This window comes from Nitrososphaerota archaeon (assembly GCA_027887005.1).
Lineage (GTDB): Archaea > Thermoproteota > Nitrososphaeria > Nitrososphaerales > Gagatemarchaeaceae > UBA183.
On record JAPCJI010000003.1, the window covers coordinates 24,931 to 40,051 of the forward strand.

General features: G+C 58.9%; 16 protein-coding genes. 5 read left to right on the forward strand and 11 right to left on the reverse strand.

The genetic code is table 11. The features are described from left to right. Positions 1 to 18: 18 nt before the first annotated feature. Both OK438_03525 and OK438_03530 read right to left on the reverse strand, forming a co-directional pair. Positions 19 to 906 carry a DUF2877 domain-containing protein gene (locus OK438_03525; GenBank protein ID MDA4124503.1) on the reverse strand — a complete coding sequence of 296 codons (888 nt, stop codon included), beginning with the start codon at positions 904 to 906 and terminating at the stop codon, positions 19 to 21. Next, positions 903 to 2,165, reverse strand: coding sequence for a DUF1116 domain-containing protein (locus OK438_03530; protein ID MDA4124504.1), 1,263 nt, complete (start codon positions 2,163 to 2,165; stop codon positions 903 to 905). The genes OK438_03525 and OK438_03530 overlap by 4 nt, the downstream gene beginning before the upstream one ends. Positions 2,166 to 2,250: 85 nt before the next feature. On the opposite strand from OK438_03530, the gene OK438_03535 reads away from it, so the two are divergent. Together OK438_03535 and OK438_03540 are read left to right on the forward strand one after the other, a co-directional pair. After that, positions 2,251 to 3,861, forward strand: coding sequence for a hypothetical protein (locus OK438_03535; GenBank protein ID MDA4124505.1), 1,611 nt, complete (start codon positions 2,251 to 2,253; stop codon positions 3,859 to 3,861). After that, positions 3,854 to 4,033 (forward strand): hypothetical protein, encoded by a 180-nt coding sequence (locus tag OK438_03540; GenBank protein MDA4124506.1) that lies wholly within the window; start codon positions 3,854 to 3,856, stop codon positions 4,031 to 4,033. The genes OK438_03535 and OK438_03540 overlap by 8 nt, the downstream gene beginning before the upstream one ends. 34 nt (positions 4,034 to 4,067) lie before the next feature. Here the strand turns inward: OK438_03540 and OK438_03545 are convergent, their stop codons facing one another. The 7 genes from OK438_03545 to pyrB form a co-directional block, all read right to left on the reverse strand. Beyond that, positions 4,068 to 4,808 (reverse strand): hypothetical protein, encoded by a 741-nt coding sequence (locus OK438_03545; GenBank protein ID MDA4124507.1) that lies wholly within the window; start codon positions 4,806 to 4,808, stop codon positions 4,068 to 4,070. A gap of 85 nt (positions 4,809 to 4,893) precedes the next feature. Continuing rightward, positions 4,894 to 5,391: a 2Fe-2S iron-sulfur cluster-binding protein gene (locus OK438_03550; protein MDA4124508.1), complete on the reverse strand. Its 498-nt coding sequence runs from the start codon at positions 5,389 to 5,391 to the stop codon at positions 4,894 to 4,896. Next, on the reverse strand, positions 5,388 to 6,257 hold the full coding sequence (locus tag OK438_03555) for a xanthine dehydrogenase family protein subunit M (protein MDA4124509.1): 870 nt from the start codon (positions 6,255 to 6,257) through the stop codon (positions 5,388 to 5,390). Before OK438_03555 ends, OK438_03550 begins: the two co-directional genes overlap by 4 nt. Further along, positions 6,254 to 8,653 carry a xanthine dehydrogenase family protein molybdopterin-binding subunit gene (locus OK438_03560; protein MDA4124510.1) on the reverse strand — a complete coding sequence of 800 codons (2,400 nt, stop codon included), beginning with the start codon at positions 8,651 to 8,653 and terminating at the stop codon, positions 6,254 to 6,256. Before OK438_03560 ends, OK438_03555 begins: the two co-directional genes overlap by 4 nt. Before the next feature lie 109 nt (positions 8,654 to 8,762). Continuing rightward, positions 8,763 to 9,707 carry a carbamate kinase gene (gene arcC, locus OK438_03565; GenBank protein ID MDA4124511.1) on the reverse strand — a complete coding sequence of 315 codons (945 nt, stop codon included), beginning with the start codon at positions 9,705 to 9,707 and terminating at the stop codon, positions 8,763 to 8,765. An 86-nt stretch (positions 9,708 to 9,793) separates the two neighbouring features. After that, on the reverse strand, positions 9,794 to 10,285 hold the full coding sequence (locus OK438_03570) for an aspartate carbamoyltransferase regulatory subunit (GenBank protein MDA4124512.1): 492 nt from the start codon (positions 10,283 to 10,285) through the stop codon (positions 9,794 to 9,796). Continuing rightward, positions 10,286 to 11,221 carry an aspartate carbamoyltransferase gene (gene pyrB / locus OK438_03575; protein MDA4124513.1) on the reverse strand — a complete coding sequence of 312 codons (936 nt, stop codon included), beginning with the start codon at positions 11,219 to 11,221 and terminating at the stop codon, positions 10,286 to 10,288. Positions 11,222 to 11,399: 178 nt separating this feature from the next. Here pyrB and OK438_03580 point away from each other — a divergent pair, with 178 nt between their 5' ends. The 3 genes from OK438_03580 to OK438_03590 are packed head-to-tail and all read left to right on the forward strand — an operon-like array spanning position 11,400 to position 13,295. Then, positions 11,400 to 11,945 (forward strand): NUDIX domain-containing protein, encoded by a 546-nt coding sequence (locus OK438_03580; protein ID MDA4124514.1) that lies wholly within the window; start codon positions 11,400 to 11,402, stop codon positions 11,943 to 11,945. Between the two features lie 33 nt (positions 11,946 to 11,978). Beyond that, the gene (locus OK438_03585) at positions 11,979 to 12,374 is read left to right on the forward strand and encodes a hypothetical protein (GenBank protein ID MDA4124515.1); all 396 of its coding nucleotides are present in this window, start codon (positions 11,979 to 11,981) and stop codon (positions 12,372 to 12,374) included. A 27-nt stretch (positions 12,375 to 12,401) separates the two neighbouring features. Next, a complete protein-coding gene (locus OK438_03590) occupies positions 12,402 to 13,295 on the forward strand; it encodes an NAD(P)-dependent oxidoreductase (GenBank protein ID MDA4124516.1) in 894 nt (297 codons plus the stop codon). Here OK438_03590 and rpsJ read toward each other — a convergent pair. Together rpsJ and OK438_03600 are read right to left on the reverse strand one after the other, a co-directional pair. Further along, on the reverse strand, positions 13,292 to 13,603 hold the full coding sequence (gene rpsJ / locus OK438_03595) for a 30S ribosomal protein S10 (GenBank protein ID MDA4124517.1): 312 nt from the start codon (positions 13,601 to 13,603) through the stop codon (positions 13,292 to 13,294). The two genes, OK438_03590 and rpsJ, sit on opposite strands and share 4 nt — an antisense overlap. Positions 13,604 to 13,648: 45 nt before the next feature. Further along, positions 13,649 to 15,106 (reverse strand): aldehyde dehydrogenase family protein, encoded by a 1,458-nt coding sequence (locus tag OK438_03600; GenBank protein ID MDA4124518.1) that lies wholly within the window; start codon positions 15,104 to 15,106, stop codon positions 13,649 to 13,651. Between the last annotated feature and the right edge of the window lie 15 nt (positions 15,107 to 15,121).

Genomic DNA, 15,121 nt, shown 5'->3' on the forward strand with positions numbered 1-15,121 from the left:
TTGATTAAAGGATTGAGCCTAATGGGTCTGGACTGCCCTGAGGCATCTCTCCAAGGCCCCCTCTTTGGCTGCCCTGTCCCTGGTCGCGGCGGCCGCGAGCAGGACTCCCGTCGACATGTCGATGCCCGAAGTGTGACCTCGCTTCGCCACCTGGAGCAGGTCCTGGAAGAACCTTTCACGCCTCCCCCCAAACGTCGAAACGATGAGGCGCTCGAGCTCCTCGTCCACGTAACCCCGTTGGGCATAGTGAATCAGCGCAGCGCTCTCGGGAACGGTACGTCCTGTGAGGGCGCTCCTTGAGAACAGAATCTCAGCCTCGCCGGTTGTGCGCGCGACGTGGTTGAGAGCAGCCGTAAAGCCGCCCACGAAGTCGTCGCCAGCGGGAGTGAACCCTCCGCCTGCCCCGATCAAGGGGAGGTAGTACCGAAGGGCATGGGCTTCATCCGGGTGGCCTCCGGCCAACGGGGAGATGACGTCCTCCGCAAACTGTCGGAAGGCGCCTTCCGAGAAGATGTCAAGGTCTGACTTCGCTGCCCCGTAGAGCAGCCTGAGCATTTCGATTCCCTTGACGAGGACGCTTCCGGCCACCGGAGATCCCGACCATGACGCTCCCAGGCCACTCCTGTAGACCTTCGCTCCCTTTGTTTTCACCGTCAGCTCCCCAAAGACGATCCCCCCATCCACCAGGCTGCAGCTGTCTTCGACGGCGAGCAATTCCTCCAAGTTCTCGGAGGGGTTCAAATTGACATTGATGGGAGACCGCAACTCTCCGTGCAAGAGGAGCAAGAGTTCGTCTCCGGCTTCTATGTAGGCGGAATTCCTGAAGACCCTCGACACTCTGCCTTCAGACTGCCTGGATGGAAGTGAAACCACCAGCTCCCCTACGTCTGTGGCGTTGATGATCAAGCCCCGTATTCATCCACGTAGGCCCCGAACGCCTCCGTGAAGACCTGCATTGGGAAGGTTATGGTGCCAGCCCCCACCTGCCCTATGCCTGCCTTCTTGTGGGCGATTCCCGTATTGATTGTGGGCGCTATGCCTGTCTTCAGGACCTTCCTCAGGTCGATTCCCGTCGGCGTCCCCTTGAAGTCCAAGAATGGGATTAGGAAGTGCTTGTGCTGGGTCTGAGTAATCTCGTACATTCTGTTGGTTACATCCATGGCGGCCTGGACGCTCCCGCCCACCCAGGATACAATCGCAGGTGCCGTGGCCATCGCAAATCCCCCGAAGCCCGCTGTCTCGGTTATCGAACTGTCTCCGATATCTGGATTAGCGTCGGCTTCAGTGAATCCGGGGAACCAGAGTCCCCTGGGGACAGGCGCCTTGGCGGTGAACCATCGCCTGCCCAGGGCGCTCACCCATATGCCCGCATCGGTCCCGTTTCTGGACATGACCGTTACTATGGTGCTGTGCTTGACGTTGTGTCCAGCCATGGTCATTGCCTTGGCTGCGGCCATTCCCATGTTCAGCATGGTGAAGTTGTTCTCGTCGATGAACTTGCTGACCTTGGAGATCGTTTCCATGTCGAACCCAGTCCGGACGATGTGAGGAGCTATCTGCTTCGCGAAGAGCGACGTAGTGGCGACATACCGGTTGTGGCAGTCATCGCCCATGGTGAGCGCCTGGGCGATCATGGGTTTCAGGGGTAGGCCCCCCGACGACTTCATGTCCATCACCGTCGCCCTGAGCACAGGCGCCACGGTCTCCGACATCCACCGTAGCTTGTCCAGGACGTCCTTGCTGTAGGCCCCGTAGCGAAGGACCTTTCCCACACCCTCGTTCATGTTCGAATACGTCTTGGTGCCAAACTTCCTATCCACCAGCTCATACACCGGCATGCTCGGGGAGATCACTCCTGCCATGGGACCCACGGCATCATAGTGGTGGTCAGGTTCCAGAACGACCTCTCCCTCTTCCACGAGCTTCGTCGCCTGCGCTTCGGTCTCAGCCCATCCCTCGTAGATGCAGGCGCCGATTATCGCTCCCCTCAGAGGTCCGCTGGCGTCCCTCCAGCCTATCGGGGGTCCGGCGTGAAGGAGCGTCTTCTTCATTCCCAGGATCTTTTCCTTCGCCGGCGCTAGGTCCACCCAAACCGGCTCGGAATCCATCATCCTCTCCACCGCCGTGTTGTTTGCGGCTTCGATCTCTTCTCTTGAGACAGGCAAAAGGCGTCGATTTCTCGGCCGCCGGCACCCGTTAAAACATTTCCACTCCACAACGTTTATCATGAATTGAAGAAACTTCCCTCTGTTGTCCGGAATCAACGTCGTCAAACGGAACTTCTTCAGAGACTCTCTTCAGCTGATGCGCCTAAGCGAGGAAGCGAAGAGTCTCCCAGGGGTCGAGGACGCCGTAGTTGCAATGGGCACGGAAACCAACAAACGGCTACTCGAAGACCTAGGGCTCCTAGGCCCGGAAGGCCGAGCAGCCAGTGAGGGCGACCTCATCTTGGCCGTCAGGGCGAAACCCGGGTCTGACGCGGAAGAAGCAATCAAAAGGATCGAAAGGATTGTGATGTCTCCCCCCTCGGCGCAGCTCGGACAGAAGTCTCCCACCTTCCATTCTCTGGATTCAGCATTGTCTAGCCTGCCAGGAGCAAACCTGGCAGTGGTGTCAGTCCCTGGCACAATGGCGTTCGACCCTTCCATGGAACTCCTCAAGCGAGGGGTCAACGTCCATCTCTTCAGCGACCACGTGCCCCGCGACCAGGAATCCAAACTGAAACAATACGCTCACTCGCGGGGACTCCTGGTTCTGGGCCCGGGCGCAGGAACTTCGATTATCAACGGAGTAGGCCTGGGCTTCGCAAACGTTGTGCGGAGGGGGAGCGTAGGGATCGTGGCGTCCGCGGGGACCGGGATTCAGGAGGCGGCTGTCCTTCTCGACAGCGTGGGCCTAGGAGTTTCGCAGGCGCTAGGCGTCGGTGGATCAGACGTGTCTCAGGAAATAGGGGGCCTGATGATGAAGGATTGTCTCGGGCTCCTGGAGTCGGACGCGGGAACCAAGATCGTAATGATCATCGCCAAGGCCCCGACCGACCAGGTGATGCGCGAAGTCATGGCCTATGCGGAGAACCAGACCACAAAGCCGGTCGTAGCCTGCTTCCTCGGACTCGACGCACCGAAGTCGTCTCAGAAACGAATCAAGTTCAGCAAGACCCTGCACTCGGCCGTCTCGGATGCTTCAAGAATCGCTGGTGGCGAGGCCAGGGCCGAGTTCGAAGATAAGGTCTCGATGCGCCTCGAAGACCTGAAATCGATGTCTGGAGCCCTCTCATCCCGCCTGTCGCAGGGCCAAAGCTTCGTAAGAGGCCTCTACAGCGGGGGAACTCTGGCCCATGAAACACTCTTGATCTTTAGAGAGCTTGTCGGAGAGGCATTCAGCAACACTCCGCTCTCCCCCAGATTCATGCTGGGGGACCCTGGCACCAGCAGGGAGAATTCGATAGTCGACATGGGGGACGAGTTCTTCACATCGGGGAGGGCACACCCAATGATCGACCCGACCCTGCGAAAGCTGCGAATCATACAGGAGGCGAAGGACCCTTCAGTCGCTGTCATCATGTTGGACGTGGTCCTCGGATACGGCTCCTCCGCCGACCCCGGGGGGTCGTTGACGGCATCAATCGAAGAGGCCAAGGGGACTGCGAAGAGCAGAGGCGAGGAGTTGGTTGTCATGGCGCACGTATGCGGGACCGACTCCGACCCACAGTCACGCGGGGAGCAGAGTGAGAAGCTTTCAACCGCGGGCGTACTCTTGTTCTCGAGCAATGCCCTGATGGCGGCAGCTGCCGCCCTGGTGGTCGGGGGGAACACGGCAGAATCTCGACTGAAAGAAAAGTGGGATGGCCTCCTTGGTTGAACCTTCGAAGCATCCTCCCCTGTTGGATTCGGAGCTGGTCGTCCTGAACGTGGGGCTGGACATATTCAGGCAGGCGATGGAATCTCAGAAGGTCAGATGCGTCCAGGTCGACCTGATGAACGCCCCCAAACTCGAGAAGAGACTCGCGGACGCGCTCGACAGTCTCCTCTGAAGCATCCGCTCTCGAGTGGGAGACGTCCAGCCCGCTAGAATTCCACTTCGATCTTCGTGGTCGGCTTGAGGGGCATGGTCGAGGCGAGCGTGTCAGCAGGGACCGGTCTCGTCCCCATCCAGTTCTTCTCCTTCGCGAAGGGTCTCACATACTGCTCCCACTGCTGCCTGTTGATGTAGAAGATCCTGGCCCCTCCGAGCTCGTGCTGCATCTCAGGCCATGGTTTCGTCACGTGCTGGAACCTGAAGCCGAGTCTGAACCCAAACGGACTTTCAAAGGTCGCCCACCACTCGTTTACCCCTACCACGTCGAAAGCGTGCTCTATCTTGGAGAGGTAGAGGATCACTCCCACCCTCTCCGCTCTCTTGAGGACGAGGGTATGGAGGCTCACTGCGACGTCCTTGTCCCAGAACCTATGGTCGACCAGGCCCACCAGCTCCCCGTCCTTCTTCGTGGCTACGATCACGTAGGTGTCCTTGAGCCTGTTCTGGTGCCAGGCGAGCACCTCGGCGTAGGTCCTCGTCCCGACCAGGTGGTAGAAGTCCTTGTCGTACTTCGAATCAATCAACGGCTTCAGTGACTCGAGGATGGCGGGGGCCTCTGCTTTCCCTGCGGGTCTGATGATGATCTGCTCTCCGCTCTTCAGGGTGTACATCTTCGGCGCGAGGGCCTTCTGAAAAGCTGGGTCATCCGGGATGCCCCCGAGGTATCCTTCAATCTCCTCCACCGAAAACTGAAAGCTATCGAACGAAATCGGGACCGTTGGCTTTACCATGTTTCAAAACCGCTCCGGTTTCAGTTTATAGTTCTTGTCCCTAACCAGCCCTTGGTGCAATCCCGGCTGCTGCTCTTGGCGGCGGCTACCTTGCCCTCTGGACAATGGACTTTCGCGCTTTGGCGTAGGCCTTTGAAGCATCTGCGACAGCCTCTCTGATTTCGTTGTAGGTCCCGCACCGGCAAAGGAGCCCTCCCACCGCCTCCTCGACTTCTTTTTCACTCGGATTGGGATTCGCCTTCAGGAGTTCGTGGGTGGTCAGGACCCAGGCGGGGGTACAGAATCCGCACTGGGTCGCTCCGTGTTCGACGAATGCCTCCTGAATGGGGGTCAGCTTTTCGCCTTCAGAGATCCCTTCGACGGTCGTCACCTCCCCCCCGTTAGCCTCGGCTGCGAGGACGAGGCAGGACTTGACCAGGCTCCCGTTGAGCAGGACAGTGCAGAGGCCGCACTCTCCCCTCCAACAGGCAGCCTTCACGCTCCTGACCTCGAGGCCATCCCTGAGCAGGTCCAGGAGTAGCAGGTTGTCCTTCGCCCTCAGGCTCCTCGATTGGCCGTTGACCATGAGCGCAAGGTCTCTCATTTCTGCAGCAGCCTCCCAAGGGCCTTGGTGGTTACGACCTTGACCAGATGCTTCCTGTAATCCGAGGACGCCAGGACGTCGCTCATGCATTCTACCTTGTCGGCTGCAGTGTCTGCCGCCCTCCTAATGGATGCCCTGCTCGTTTCCTGTTCAAGAACCTGTTCCACTTCCTGGCATCGAACGGGGGTCGAGTTCACGGCTCCATAGACCACTCTCGCAGTCCTCTTCCTTCCCTGGGACTGGAGAGTGACCGCGATGCTCGCGAGAGAGAACTCCGAGCCAGATGTGAACTTCTCGAAGGTGCTCCTCATGCCGCTGACGTCGGGGACTTCGACAGAAGCAACCATCTCCTCCGGGCCCAGGTCGATATCGACGGGGCCTTTGATGAAGCTGGCGACCGGGACCTTCCTCCTCCCCCCCGGCCCGACCACTTCGACTGTTGCGTCAAGCGAAATAAGTGCGGGCGGGCTGTCCACCCAGGGGATCGCTTCGCAGAGGTTGCCGACGAGGGTCGCCCGGCCCCTTATCATCTGGTCCGCCACTCTCGAGAGGGCCTCGTGAAGAACGGTGAACTTGTCCTGAATCAGGTCGTTCTGGCAGAGTTCAGCAATCGTCACTGAAGCCCCGATCCTGAGGCCCCTGCCAGGGACGTAGTCCGCCCCTCCGAGCTCCTTCACTCCCTTGATGTCGATGACGTGCGACGGCGACATCAACCTCTCCTTCATGAATGCCAGTAGGCCCACCCCGCCACCCATCACTTTCGCCTCGTCTCCGTGCTCCTTGAGGATCTTGAGCACTTCTTCTATCGTCGTCGGCCTGTGGTAGGTGAAGTCGGGGAGTGTCACATAGGGAGAGCCGAAGCTCATGATTTCACGCGCACCGGGCTCTCGACCTTCGAGAAGCTGTCCATGGCCTGAGAGATTAGGTCGGGCCTCTGCTCCCTGATGGCCTCCCAAACTACTTCGGGGCTCATGGGCAGGTTGTTGAGCCTGATTCCGGTCGCGCGGTAGATAGCGTTCGATATGGCCGAGGCCACGGAGATCATGCTCAGTTCCCCAATGCCCCTTGCCCCCATGGGACCGTCGAACTGCGGGGTCTCCACGAACCTCCCCACGAACTCCTTGGGGACGTCCTTCATTCGCGCGATGTAGTAGCTGGTGAAGTTGGGGTTCGTCACCCAGCCCTGTTCGTCGAACTTGATCTTCTCGAAGAGCGCCACGCTCATGCCCATGATGAAGCCGCCGTTCAGTTGCATCTTAAGGAGCAGCGGGTTGATGGCCTTGCCTACGTCGAAGACCTGGACAGCCTTGGCGACCTCGACAGCGCCAGTGACTAGGTCGAGCTCGACATCCACCGCCGTGCCGCCGAAGGTGTGGAAGATTGTCGGGACCCCCTGGCCGGTCTGGGGGTCGAGGTAGGTGTTCAGGCTCGAGGAGAAGTATCCCCGACCTATCACTGGGCCGCCGACCGTATTCCCGTTGGGGTAGACGTATCCAAAGACAAGCTCCTTCAAAGGAATCGTCACCCAGGGCCTCCCTTTTGCCTTCACCGCCCCTTCCGATACCTCCAGTTCGTCCTTCGGCACTCGCAGGACCTGGGAGGCGAGCTCGAGAATCTGGTTCTTTGCGTCGTCGCAGGCCCTCAGTGTGGCCATGCCGTCCGTGAAGAGCCCCCTGCTCCCCACGGTCTGCCACGTGTAGGCGGACTTGCCAGTATCCCGTGTGGGGTCGACCCTGACCTTCTCGACGGGGATTCCGAACCTGTCGGCAACGAGCTGCGTGAGGGCAGTGGCAGTCCCCTGGCCGAAGTTCCCAGTCCCGACCACCAGGTCTATGGTCGAATCTTCGTTGAACTTGATTATCGCGGATGACGAGGCGTTCGGAGGCTGCGATGGACCCTTCACGCAGAGGGCAAACCCTCTGGCCCTCACCTTCCAGGGCTCGGACGGCGGTCCGACCTTCCCGTCCCATTCTATGCCTTCAAGGACCGTCTGCAGGACCTTCCTCGGGTCCCCGACGTCCTCCCTCAGCTTCTCGCCCGTCGCCGTGTGTGACTCCCCCGGTCTCAACAGGTTGATCCTCCTCAATTTCGCAGAATCGAGGCCCAATTTGTTGGCAGCCCGCTCGAAGACCTGCTCCAATACCCAGTTGCTCTCTGAGTAGCCGAAACCTCTCATGGCTGTGGTGGGTATCTTGTTGGTGTATACCGCGAGCGACTCACAATCCACGTTCGGGATCTCGTACACTCCCTCCGCCGAATACCCCATCGCCCGGGACACGTTCACCGTGTAGTCCGCGTAGGCTCCAGCGTCCAGCACAAACCTCACCTTGTACGCTACGCACTTCCCGTCCTTCTTGAATCCGGCTTTGACGTTCGCCACGACCCCCTCCCGCGATGCGGCCGAGGCGAAGTTCTCCTTCCGAGAAAGGACAAGCTTGACCGGCCTGTACCCCACGGCCCTCGACGCGGTCGCCACCAGGGCTTCCCATCCGAGGCCAGCCTTCCCGCCAAACCCACCTCCCACGAAGGCGACCCGTACAGTGATCTTGTTTGCCGGGATCTTGAGGGATTCAGACATTATCTGCCTTACTACGAAGGGTGATTGGCAGCTCGTCCAGACCTCGACGCTCCCGTCCCTAAGGAACTGAGCGACTACGTTCTGCGTCTCCATGTACGCGTGGCTGACGTGGGAGACCGTGAACTCATCCTCGATTATCTCGTCCGCCTCTGCGAAGCCCTTCTCCACATCTCCGTGTATCAGCCGGAATCGGTTCGCCACGTTCGTCCCCGGGACCGGATAGAAAGCAGGGGCATGCTTGTACTCCTGCATGTTCTCATGGAGCAAGGGCGCGTCTGGCTTCAGTGATTCTATGGGGTCCAGGACAGCGGGCAGTGCCTCGTATTCCACGTCCACCAATTCCGAGGCCCTCTCGGCTGCTTCCAGTGATTCTGCCACCACCAGGGCGACGGGATGTCCAGCCCATCTTACCTTCTCCACGGCCAGAAGGTCCCTGTCACCGGCGTACATTCCCACCCGGAACGGCATGTCCCTGCCAGTCAGCACCGCGACCACGCCCGGGACTTCCTTCGCCTTCGCCGTGTTGATGTTCAAGATCTTCGCGTGGGGGACTGTGCTGGTTACGAGCTTGGAATGGAGCGTTCCAGGTAGGTCCCAGTCATAGGTGTAGCTAGCAGTACCAGTGACCTTCAGCACCGAGTCCTGTGGCGGGACCGGCCTTCCTACCCAGCCTTCGCCTGTCAAGAACGGAAAGAACCTCTCAAAATTATAAAAGGATATTCCCTTACCCCGAAGTGTCTACTCTCAGCGTTCGAGGCGTCCTCTCGGTGCCTGCCTCACGTGGTTCTCGATCCTAACCTGGCGTGATTCTGGTTCCTGACCTTCCCGCCAGCGCGTCGACAGCTCCTGCAAGAGACGCTATGATCCCCCGGCCGCCCCGCCACTCGACGAACCGGAGGCAGGCCAGGACTTTCGGTCCCATTGTTCCCGGGGGGAACTCACCCTGGGCCAGGAGCCTCTTTGCCTCCTTGACAGTCAGGGAATCCAAGCTCTTTGCCTTGGGGGTCCCGTATCCGGCCATGAGCTTCTCCACATTTGTGAGTATCAGTAGGCAGTCGGCCCCTACCGCCTCCGCGATCTTCTCTGCACAAAGGTCCTTGTCGATGACAGCGTCGACCCCCTCGTATCTTCCTGAAGAGTTCTTGACGACAGGGATCCCGCCCCCTCCGCCCGCCACGACCACGTATCCTTCGCGAATCATCCCTGCAATGACTCTCTCCTCTACAACGTGAACTGGGTCAGGAGAAGGAACAACCCTCCTGTAGGGCCTCCCAGGGTTTCTGTCCACCTTCTTCATTACAAACCCCTTCTCCTTTGCCAGCATCTTCGCCCGCGTCTCGTCGTAGAAAGGTCCGATCGGCTTGGAGGGACTATCGAAGGCGGGGTCTTTGACGTCCACGAGGACCTGGGTGACCACGGATGCGACTGAGAGCTTCACCCCGAGGGCTTCGAGGGCGTTGCCGAGTTCCCTCTGAATCAGGTATCCTATCTCCCCCTGGGTCATGGCATCGAGTACGTGCAAGGGAAGTTCGGGGACGTCTTTGGTGGCGCCCCCTTGAATCGCAAGGTTGCCCACCTGTGGCCCGTTTCCGTGAGTCACCACCACCTGGTGGCCGTTCTTGATTATCTCCGCCAGCTGCCTACAAACGACCCGGACGTTTGCGACCTGCTCGTCATAGGTTCCCTCCTGCTCGGGTCTCGCCAGGGCGTTCCCTCCGAGGGCGATTACGATCTTCAAGGAACGGCTGGCCCAAGTGTGGTCTTAAAAATCATTCAATCAGGAACCCGAGGCCTCAATGCATTGCCGCTGGGGGCCTCGACGGACTACCCGCTTACGTGGTCAGGGACAGCGTCGAACCCGAGCAATGTGTCGCAGTAGTGGCACTGCAAGAGCCTCTCACGCTTCAGGGTGATGAATTTGGTTACCACCGGCTCCCTCTCGGCATTCGATATGCAGGAGACCTCGGGGCACCTTATCCTCCCTTCGATAACGTCTGGCACCCTCGCCTGATACTTGGACACCTTCCACTCGTTGACGTAATTGACCGAGATGCCCGGGAAGACTAGGGACAGGATGTCCGCATCCCTTTCGTCCACCTGCCATCTGTCTATCTTCACAATGTCCTTCCTGCCCAGGCTCTGACTCTTCACGTTCTGAAGTATCGCGACCGAAACATCGGCCTGCATCCGAGCCAGCTTGTCCAGCCTGAGGACCTTCGCGACGGTCTCGGCTTTCCAGTCAGGGATGTGGTCGATGACCGTCCCCTGTTCGATCTTTCTCACAAGCATCTCCTCGCCCGCTTCTCTCTTTGACAACTAGCTCGCCCCTCCCAGCATGAAGTTCATGAGTACCATTCTCAGGGGAAGGCCAGCGGCAGCTTGCACGAAATAGTGCGCGTAATTCGTAGCGTCCAGCTCGGCAGCCAGCTCATCCACCCTCGGCATGGGATGGAGGACCTTGAGGGAGGGCTTCGCCCGGGCGAGGGCTTCAAGGTTCACCTGATAGAGCCCCTTCACCTTCTCGAACTCTGTGGGGTCAGGAATTCTCTCTTTCTGGATCCTCGTCACGTATAGAACGTCAAGGTCCCCGACCACGTTCTTCAGGTCGGTTTCAGACTTGGTGGTCGCGCCGCGCTGCTCCAGGTATTGCTCCACTTCCGGGCGCATCTTCAGGGCCTCGGGGGCAATGAAGGTCATTTCGACGTCGTAGTTTGATAGGGCATAGGCAAGCGATGAGGCCGTCCTACCGTATCTCAGGTCTCCGAGTATCCCAACCTTGAGCCCATCCAACTTGCCGAACGCCTTCCTGATGGCGTACATGTCGGTCATCGCTTGGGTGGGGTGTTCCCTGCTCCCATCTCCGGCGTTGATCACGGGTACATCCGTTATTTCAGCAGCAAACCGAAGGGATCCGGGCCTGGCGTGCCGTATGACGAAGAGATCGGCTCCGTAGCCTTCGAACATCCGTATCGTGTCGTGGAGCGTCTCCCCCTTGGAAACCGATGAGCCTGCGGCGCTGGCGAAACCTGTTACCTTCATCCCCAGGTTGTCTGCAGCTATGTGGAAGCTCGAGTAGGTCCGGGTCGACGGCTCAAAGAAGAGTATGACTGCGAGCTTTCCCTCAAGAATGTCGTTGAGGCTTCTGGGCTGCTTTTCCAGTGCTTCCACGGAATCGAAGAGGTGGTCAAGTTGGTCCCGCTCGAAGTCCCGTATGCTTACCACGTCTCTCCCGATGAAGTCTGATTTCTCCATCAATTAGGCAACCCCATATCCGAGTCTGATGTGTGCTGATTCTTGGAGAAGGCAAGCGTTGCTCAATCGGGTTGGCCTGCGAGCAGCATAGTCCTGAATGGTGAGCCCGATTTGACGACATCATACTGACTTGTTATAAGTGTAATGCTGCAGGGGCGTCAGCAACTAGGTGAGGAGGTTGCCAGGAGATGAAGTGGTGGACGCCGTCGACGAGGACGACAGGGTCGTTGGAAAAGCCACCCTGGCCGATTGCTTGAACGAAGGTCTCCTCCACAGGACAGTGGGTGTCATCGTCAGCAGGACCAACGGACGGGTGATTCTCCAACGGAGGAGCAGGGAAGACCTGTGGCACCCAGGCCTTTGGACCCTTTCAAGCACTGGGCATGTCAAGAAGGGTGAGAGCCGGACCAAAGCGGCACGGCGCGAACTCCTTGAGGAGCTTGGGCTCCGAGGCAAGCTGGTTCACCTGTCGAAGATCCTTCTCCCCGCCATTCGCAGCCGAGGTATGACTGAGCGTGAATGGGTTTCAGTCTATGGAACCCAAACGAACGCCGAGGTAAAGATCAACCCCGTCGAGGTCGACTCTGTCCAGGAATTCACGAGTCAGGAGCTTAGGAGAATGCTGTCGGGCCATAGACTTACTCCCGATGCCAGAATCATCCTGAGAGCTTACCTCGACGGAAAGATTCCTTCGGCGACTGCTCCGATGAAGAAGATTCGCTGACGCTTTTATAGCGTCTGCAGAAGGTCTCGCGAAATGGATTCTTCGGCCGAACTCTCTTCTCTCATGTCCGGCGGTTCGAGGGTGATCCTGATCTCCGAGAAGGACGTGGACCTCAAGCCAGGGACAGGAGACAATCGCCTCTTCCTCCTGAAGATGGCAGAGGGTTCCCTGGCCGCAGGGGGGCGCGGCGGCGGGTTCGGAGAAAGAAGGGTCGTCGCCGTCTTCCTATTCTCTCTCACCAGTGGCGTTTGGTCCAAGCTCTTCGAGACAGAAGACGCTTCCCGGCTCGCCGACTTCGAAGTCCCGTACTACGTCTCCCGACTGCCCATGACCCTAGCGGACGGCACGGAGACCATGGGCTACGGCGTGGTCGACCCAGAATTGGTCGGGCAGATGCTGGCGAAGGCCGGCGTTTCATCCTCAGCTTAAATAGAAACTGGCAGAGTGCGGCGCCACTTGAAGGTCCTCATCACAGGCGCCTCGGGAATGGTGGGGAGGAACCTTGTCTCCTACCTCACCGAGAAGGGGTTCGAACCAATCCCCACAGATCTCTCCGGGTGGGAAGTCTCGGGGGACATCCTCGACAGAGACTTCGTCTTCAAGAAGCTCGCATCTTTGGAATTCGAAGCGATCATACACCTCGCCGCAATCACCGAGATCAAGAGGACCGTAGATGACCCCCGACTCTGCTTCGAGGTCAACTGCGTCGGGACCCTGAACATGCTCGAGCTCGCAAACCGGAAGAAGGTGGAGAGGATAATCTGCGCATCGTCCGCAAACGTGTTCGGCGCGCCGAAGACAAACCCCGTTACAGAAGACGCCCCCTTCGACCCTCGCCTACCCTACGACTACTCGAAGGTGATATCCGAGAACCTGGCCATGAGCTTCCACAAGACGAAGGGCGTCCCGGTTTCCCTGACCAGGAGCTGGCTTCTCTTCGGAGAGTTCGACCAGCCCTCGAGGGCTACCAACCGCTTCATCCGGGCCTGCCTGAAGAACGAGCCTCTGACTCTGTTCAACGGAGGCAAGGACACCACCTCTCCCTCCCACGCCATCAACTACGCGAAGCTAGCGGTCCTGATCATGGAGAACGACAAGGCGGTCGGACAGGCATTCAACTTCGGGGGCGAAAGGCCCGTATCGATCAGGGAGCTGGCGGAAACGGTCAAGAACCTGACCGGCTCGAAGTCCGAGTTCACTCTCGCGCCTCCAAGGACGGAGCTTGAAAAGGAGCCGCAGATCAGCTATCCCTCGACCGAGAAGGTGAAATCGGTCCTGGGATACAAACACGAACTGAACCTTGAACAAGGGCTAACGCGAACGATCGAATGGGTCAGGAAGCAGGCCTAGGCCGTCAGTATCAGCTCTACCTTAACGTCCTCTGGAATTCTCATTTTCGTGATCTGCCTCATGGTCCTGTCGTCGGGCTGCACATCCAGAATCCTCCTGTGAACGCGAAGCTGCCAGTGGTCGAAGGTGTGACTCCCCTCCCCCGTCGGGGCCTTGCGGGTCGTAATCTTCAACCTCTTTGTCGGAAGCGGCTGGGGTCCTCTCACCTTCACGCCCGTCTTGTCGGCGATGTCTCTGATGTCCTTGGCCACCCTCTCAAGCTCGGGCAGGTTGGTGCTCGTCAACTTTATCCTCGCGAACTGAGGCATTCTCTTGAAAGCGCGATTCCTGACTCTATTTAGAGCTTTACGAATTCAGATCGGAAACGCCCATTTCTTGCCCTTCCCGTATTCCAAAACCTGGATGCTCTTGGTCTCGTAATAGGAGTCAAGACCTTCGAGCCCCAGCTCTCTCCCGAAACCGCTCTGCTTGAACCCGCCAAAGGGGACCTCCGCCCTCGAAATCGGGGGTGAGTTCACCCAGGTCGTGCCTGCCTCGATCCTCTCGGCCGCATGGTAAGCCCTCTCCACGTCCTTGGTCCAGACGGAGGAGCCGAGCCCGTAGATCGTGTCGTTCGCCCTCTCTATCGCTTCCTCCAAGTCCTTCACCCTGAATATGGGGAGCGCAGGCCCGAAGCACTCTTCCTTGGCCATCCTCGCGTCGTAGTCGACGTCCCCGAGGACCGTAGGGATGTAGAAGTTCCCCTTCTCGAGCTCCTTTTCCTTTGGCATCCCTCCTTTGACGATAGACTTCGCGCCCCTGTTCTCAGCATCTTCCACCATCTCCTCCACCTTCCTCCTCTGCTCGCTCGTGTGGACGGGGCCCATGTGAGTCCCCTGAGCCAGCCCATTCCCGACATGAATGGTCTTGACTTTCTCCGCGAACTTCTCCACAAACTGGTCAGCTATGGAATCGAAAAGGAAAAGACGTTTCACAGACGTGCACGACTGTCCGCAGTTCCTGAATCGTCCCCAGGTGGCACCCTCGACGGCCAGCTCGATGTCAGCATCGTCACACACGATCATCGGGTCAGAGCCCCCAAGCTCCAAAGTCAGCCTTTTGATCTGCTTCGAAGACCCTTCCATTATCCTCTTTCCTGTCGCCGTCTCACCCGTGAAGGCGATCTTGGCCACCTTCGGATTGTCTAGAAGCTCCTCTCCCACGACGCTCCCGGGACCCGTAACCACGTTCACAGCCCCGGCTGGCAGTCCGGCCTTGACGAGTAGCGCCGCGAGTTTCAAGTCGGTCAGGGGAGTTGTGCTCGACGGCTTCACTACGAAGGTATTCCCAGCTGCCAGGCCCGGACCGACCTTCCATCCCATCAGGGAGACCGGGAAGTTCCAAGGCAGAATCGCGCCCACGACGCCTAGCGGTCTCTTGGTCACGATGAAGAAACCCTCCCCGGTGGAGAAGGGAGTCTGAGCTCCCCTTTGCCTTCCGATCAATCCAGCGTAATACTCACAGGTGTTCGCAAAGGAGTTGACTTCGCTCCTCGACTCCCCCAGGGGCTTTCCCTGCTCCATGGTGAGGGTGGTGGCCAGCTCTTCGACGTTCGCCCTGACCGTATCTGCCAACTTCAGCAGGACCCTCGACCGCTCGATGGCGGGGCGCTCAGACCACTTCTCGTAGGATTCCTTCGCCGAGTCCACAGCTCTGCGTATGTCTTCTCTTCCACCCTTCGGCACCGAATCTATCTTCTCGCCGGTCGCAGGATTGAAGACCGGAAAAGTCTCGCCGCTGGCAGCGTCAGTCCATTCGCCATCGATGAACATCTTCACGATTGATGC

Excerpts from the sequence above, each read along its gene's own strand:
- OK438_03600 (MDA4124518.1), bottom strand. The coding sequence starts at position 15,106 with ATGTTCATCGATGGCGAATGGACTGACGCTGCCAGCGGCGAGACTTTT.
- OK438_03550 (MDA4124508.1), bottom strand. The coding sequence starts at position 5,391 with ATGAGAGACCTTGCGCTCATGGTCAACGGCCAATCGAGGAGCCTGAGG.
- OK438_03545 (MDA4124507.1), bottom strand. The coding sequence starts at position 4,808 with ATGGTAAAGCCAACGGTCCCGATTTCGTTCGATAGCTTTCAGTTTTCG.
- OK438_03585 (MDA4124515.1), top strand. The coding sequence starts at position 11,979 with ATGGATTCTTCGGCCGAACTCTCTTCTCTCATGTCCGGCGGTTCGAGG.
- rpsJ (MDA4124517.1), bottom strand. The coding sequence starts at position 13,603 with ATGCCTCAGTTCGCGAGGATAAAGTTGACGAGCACCAACCTGCCCGAG.
- pyrB (MDA4124513.1), bottom strand. The coding sequence starts at position 11,221 with ATGGAGAAATCAGACTTCATCGGGAGAGACGTGGTAAGCATACGGGAC.
- OK438_03555 (MDA4124509.1), bottom strand. The coding sequence starts at position 6,257 with ATGAGCTTCGGCTCTCCCTATGTGACACTCCCCGACTTCACCTACCAC.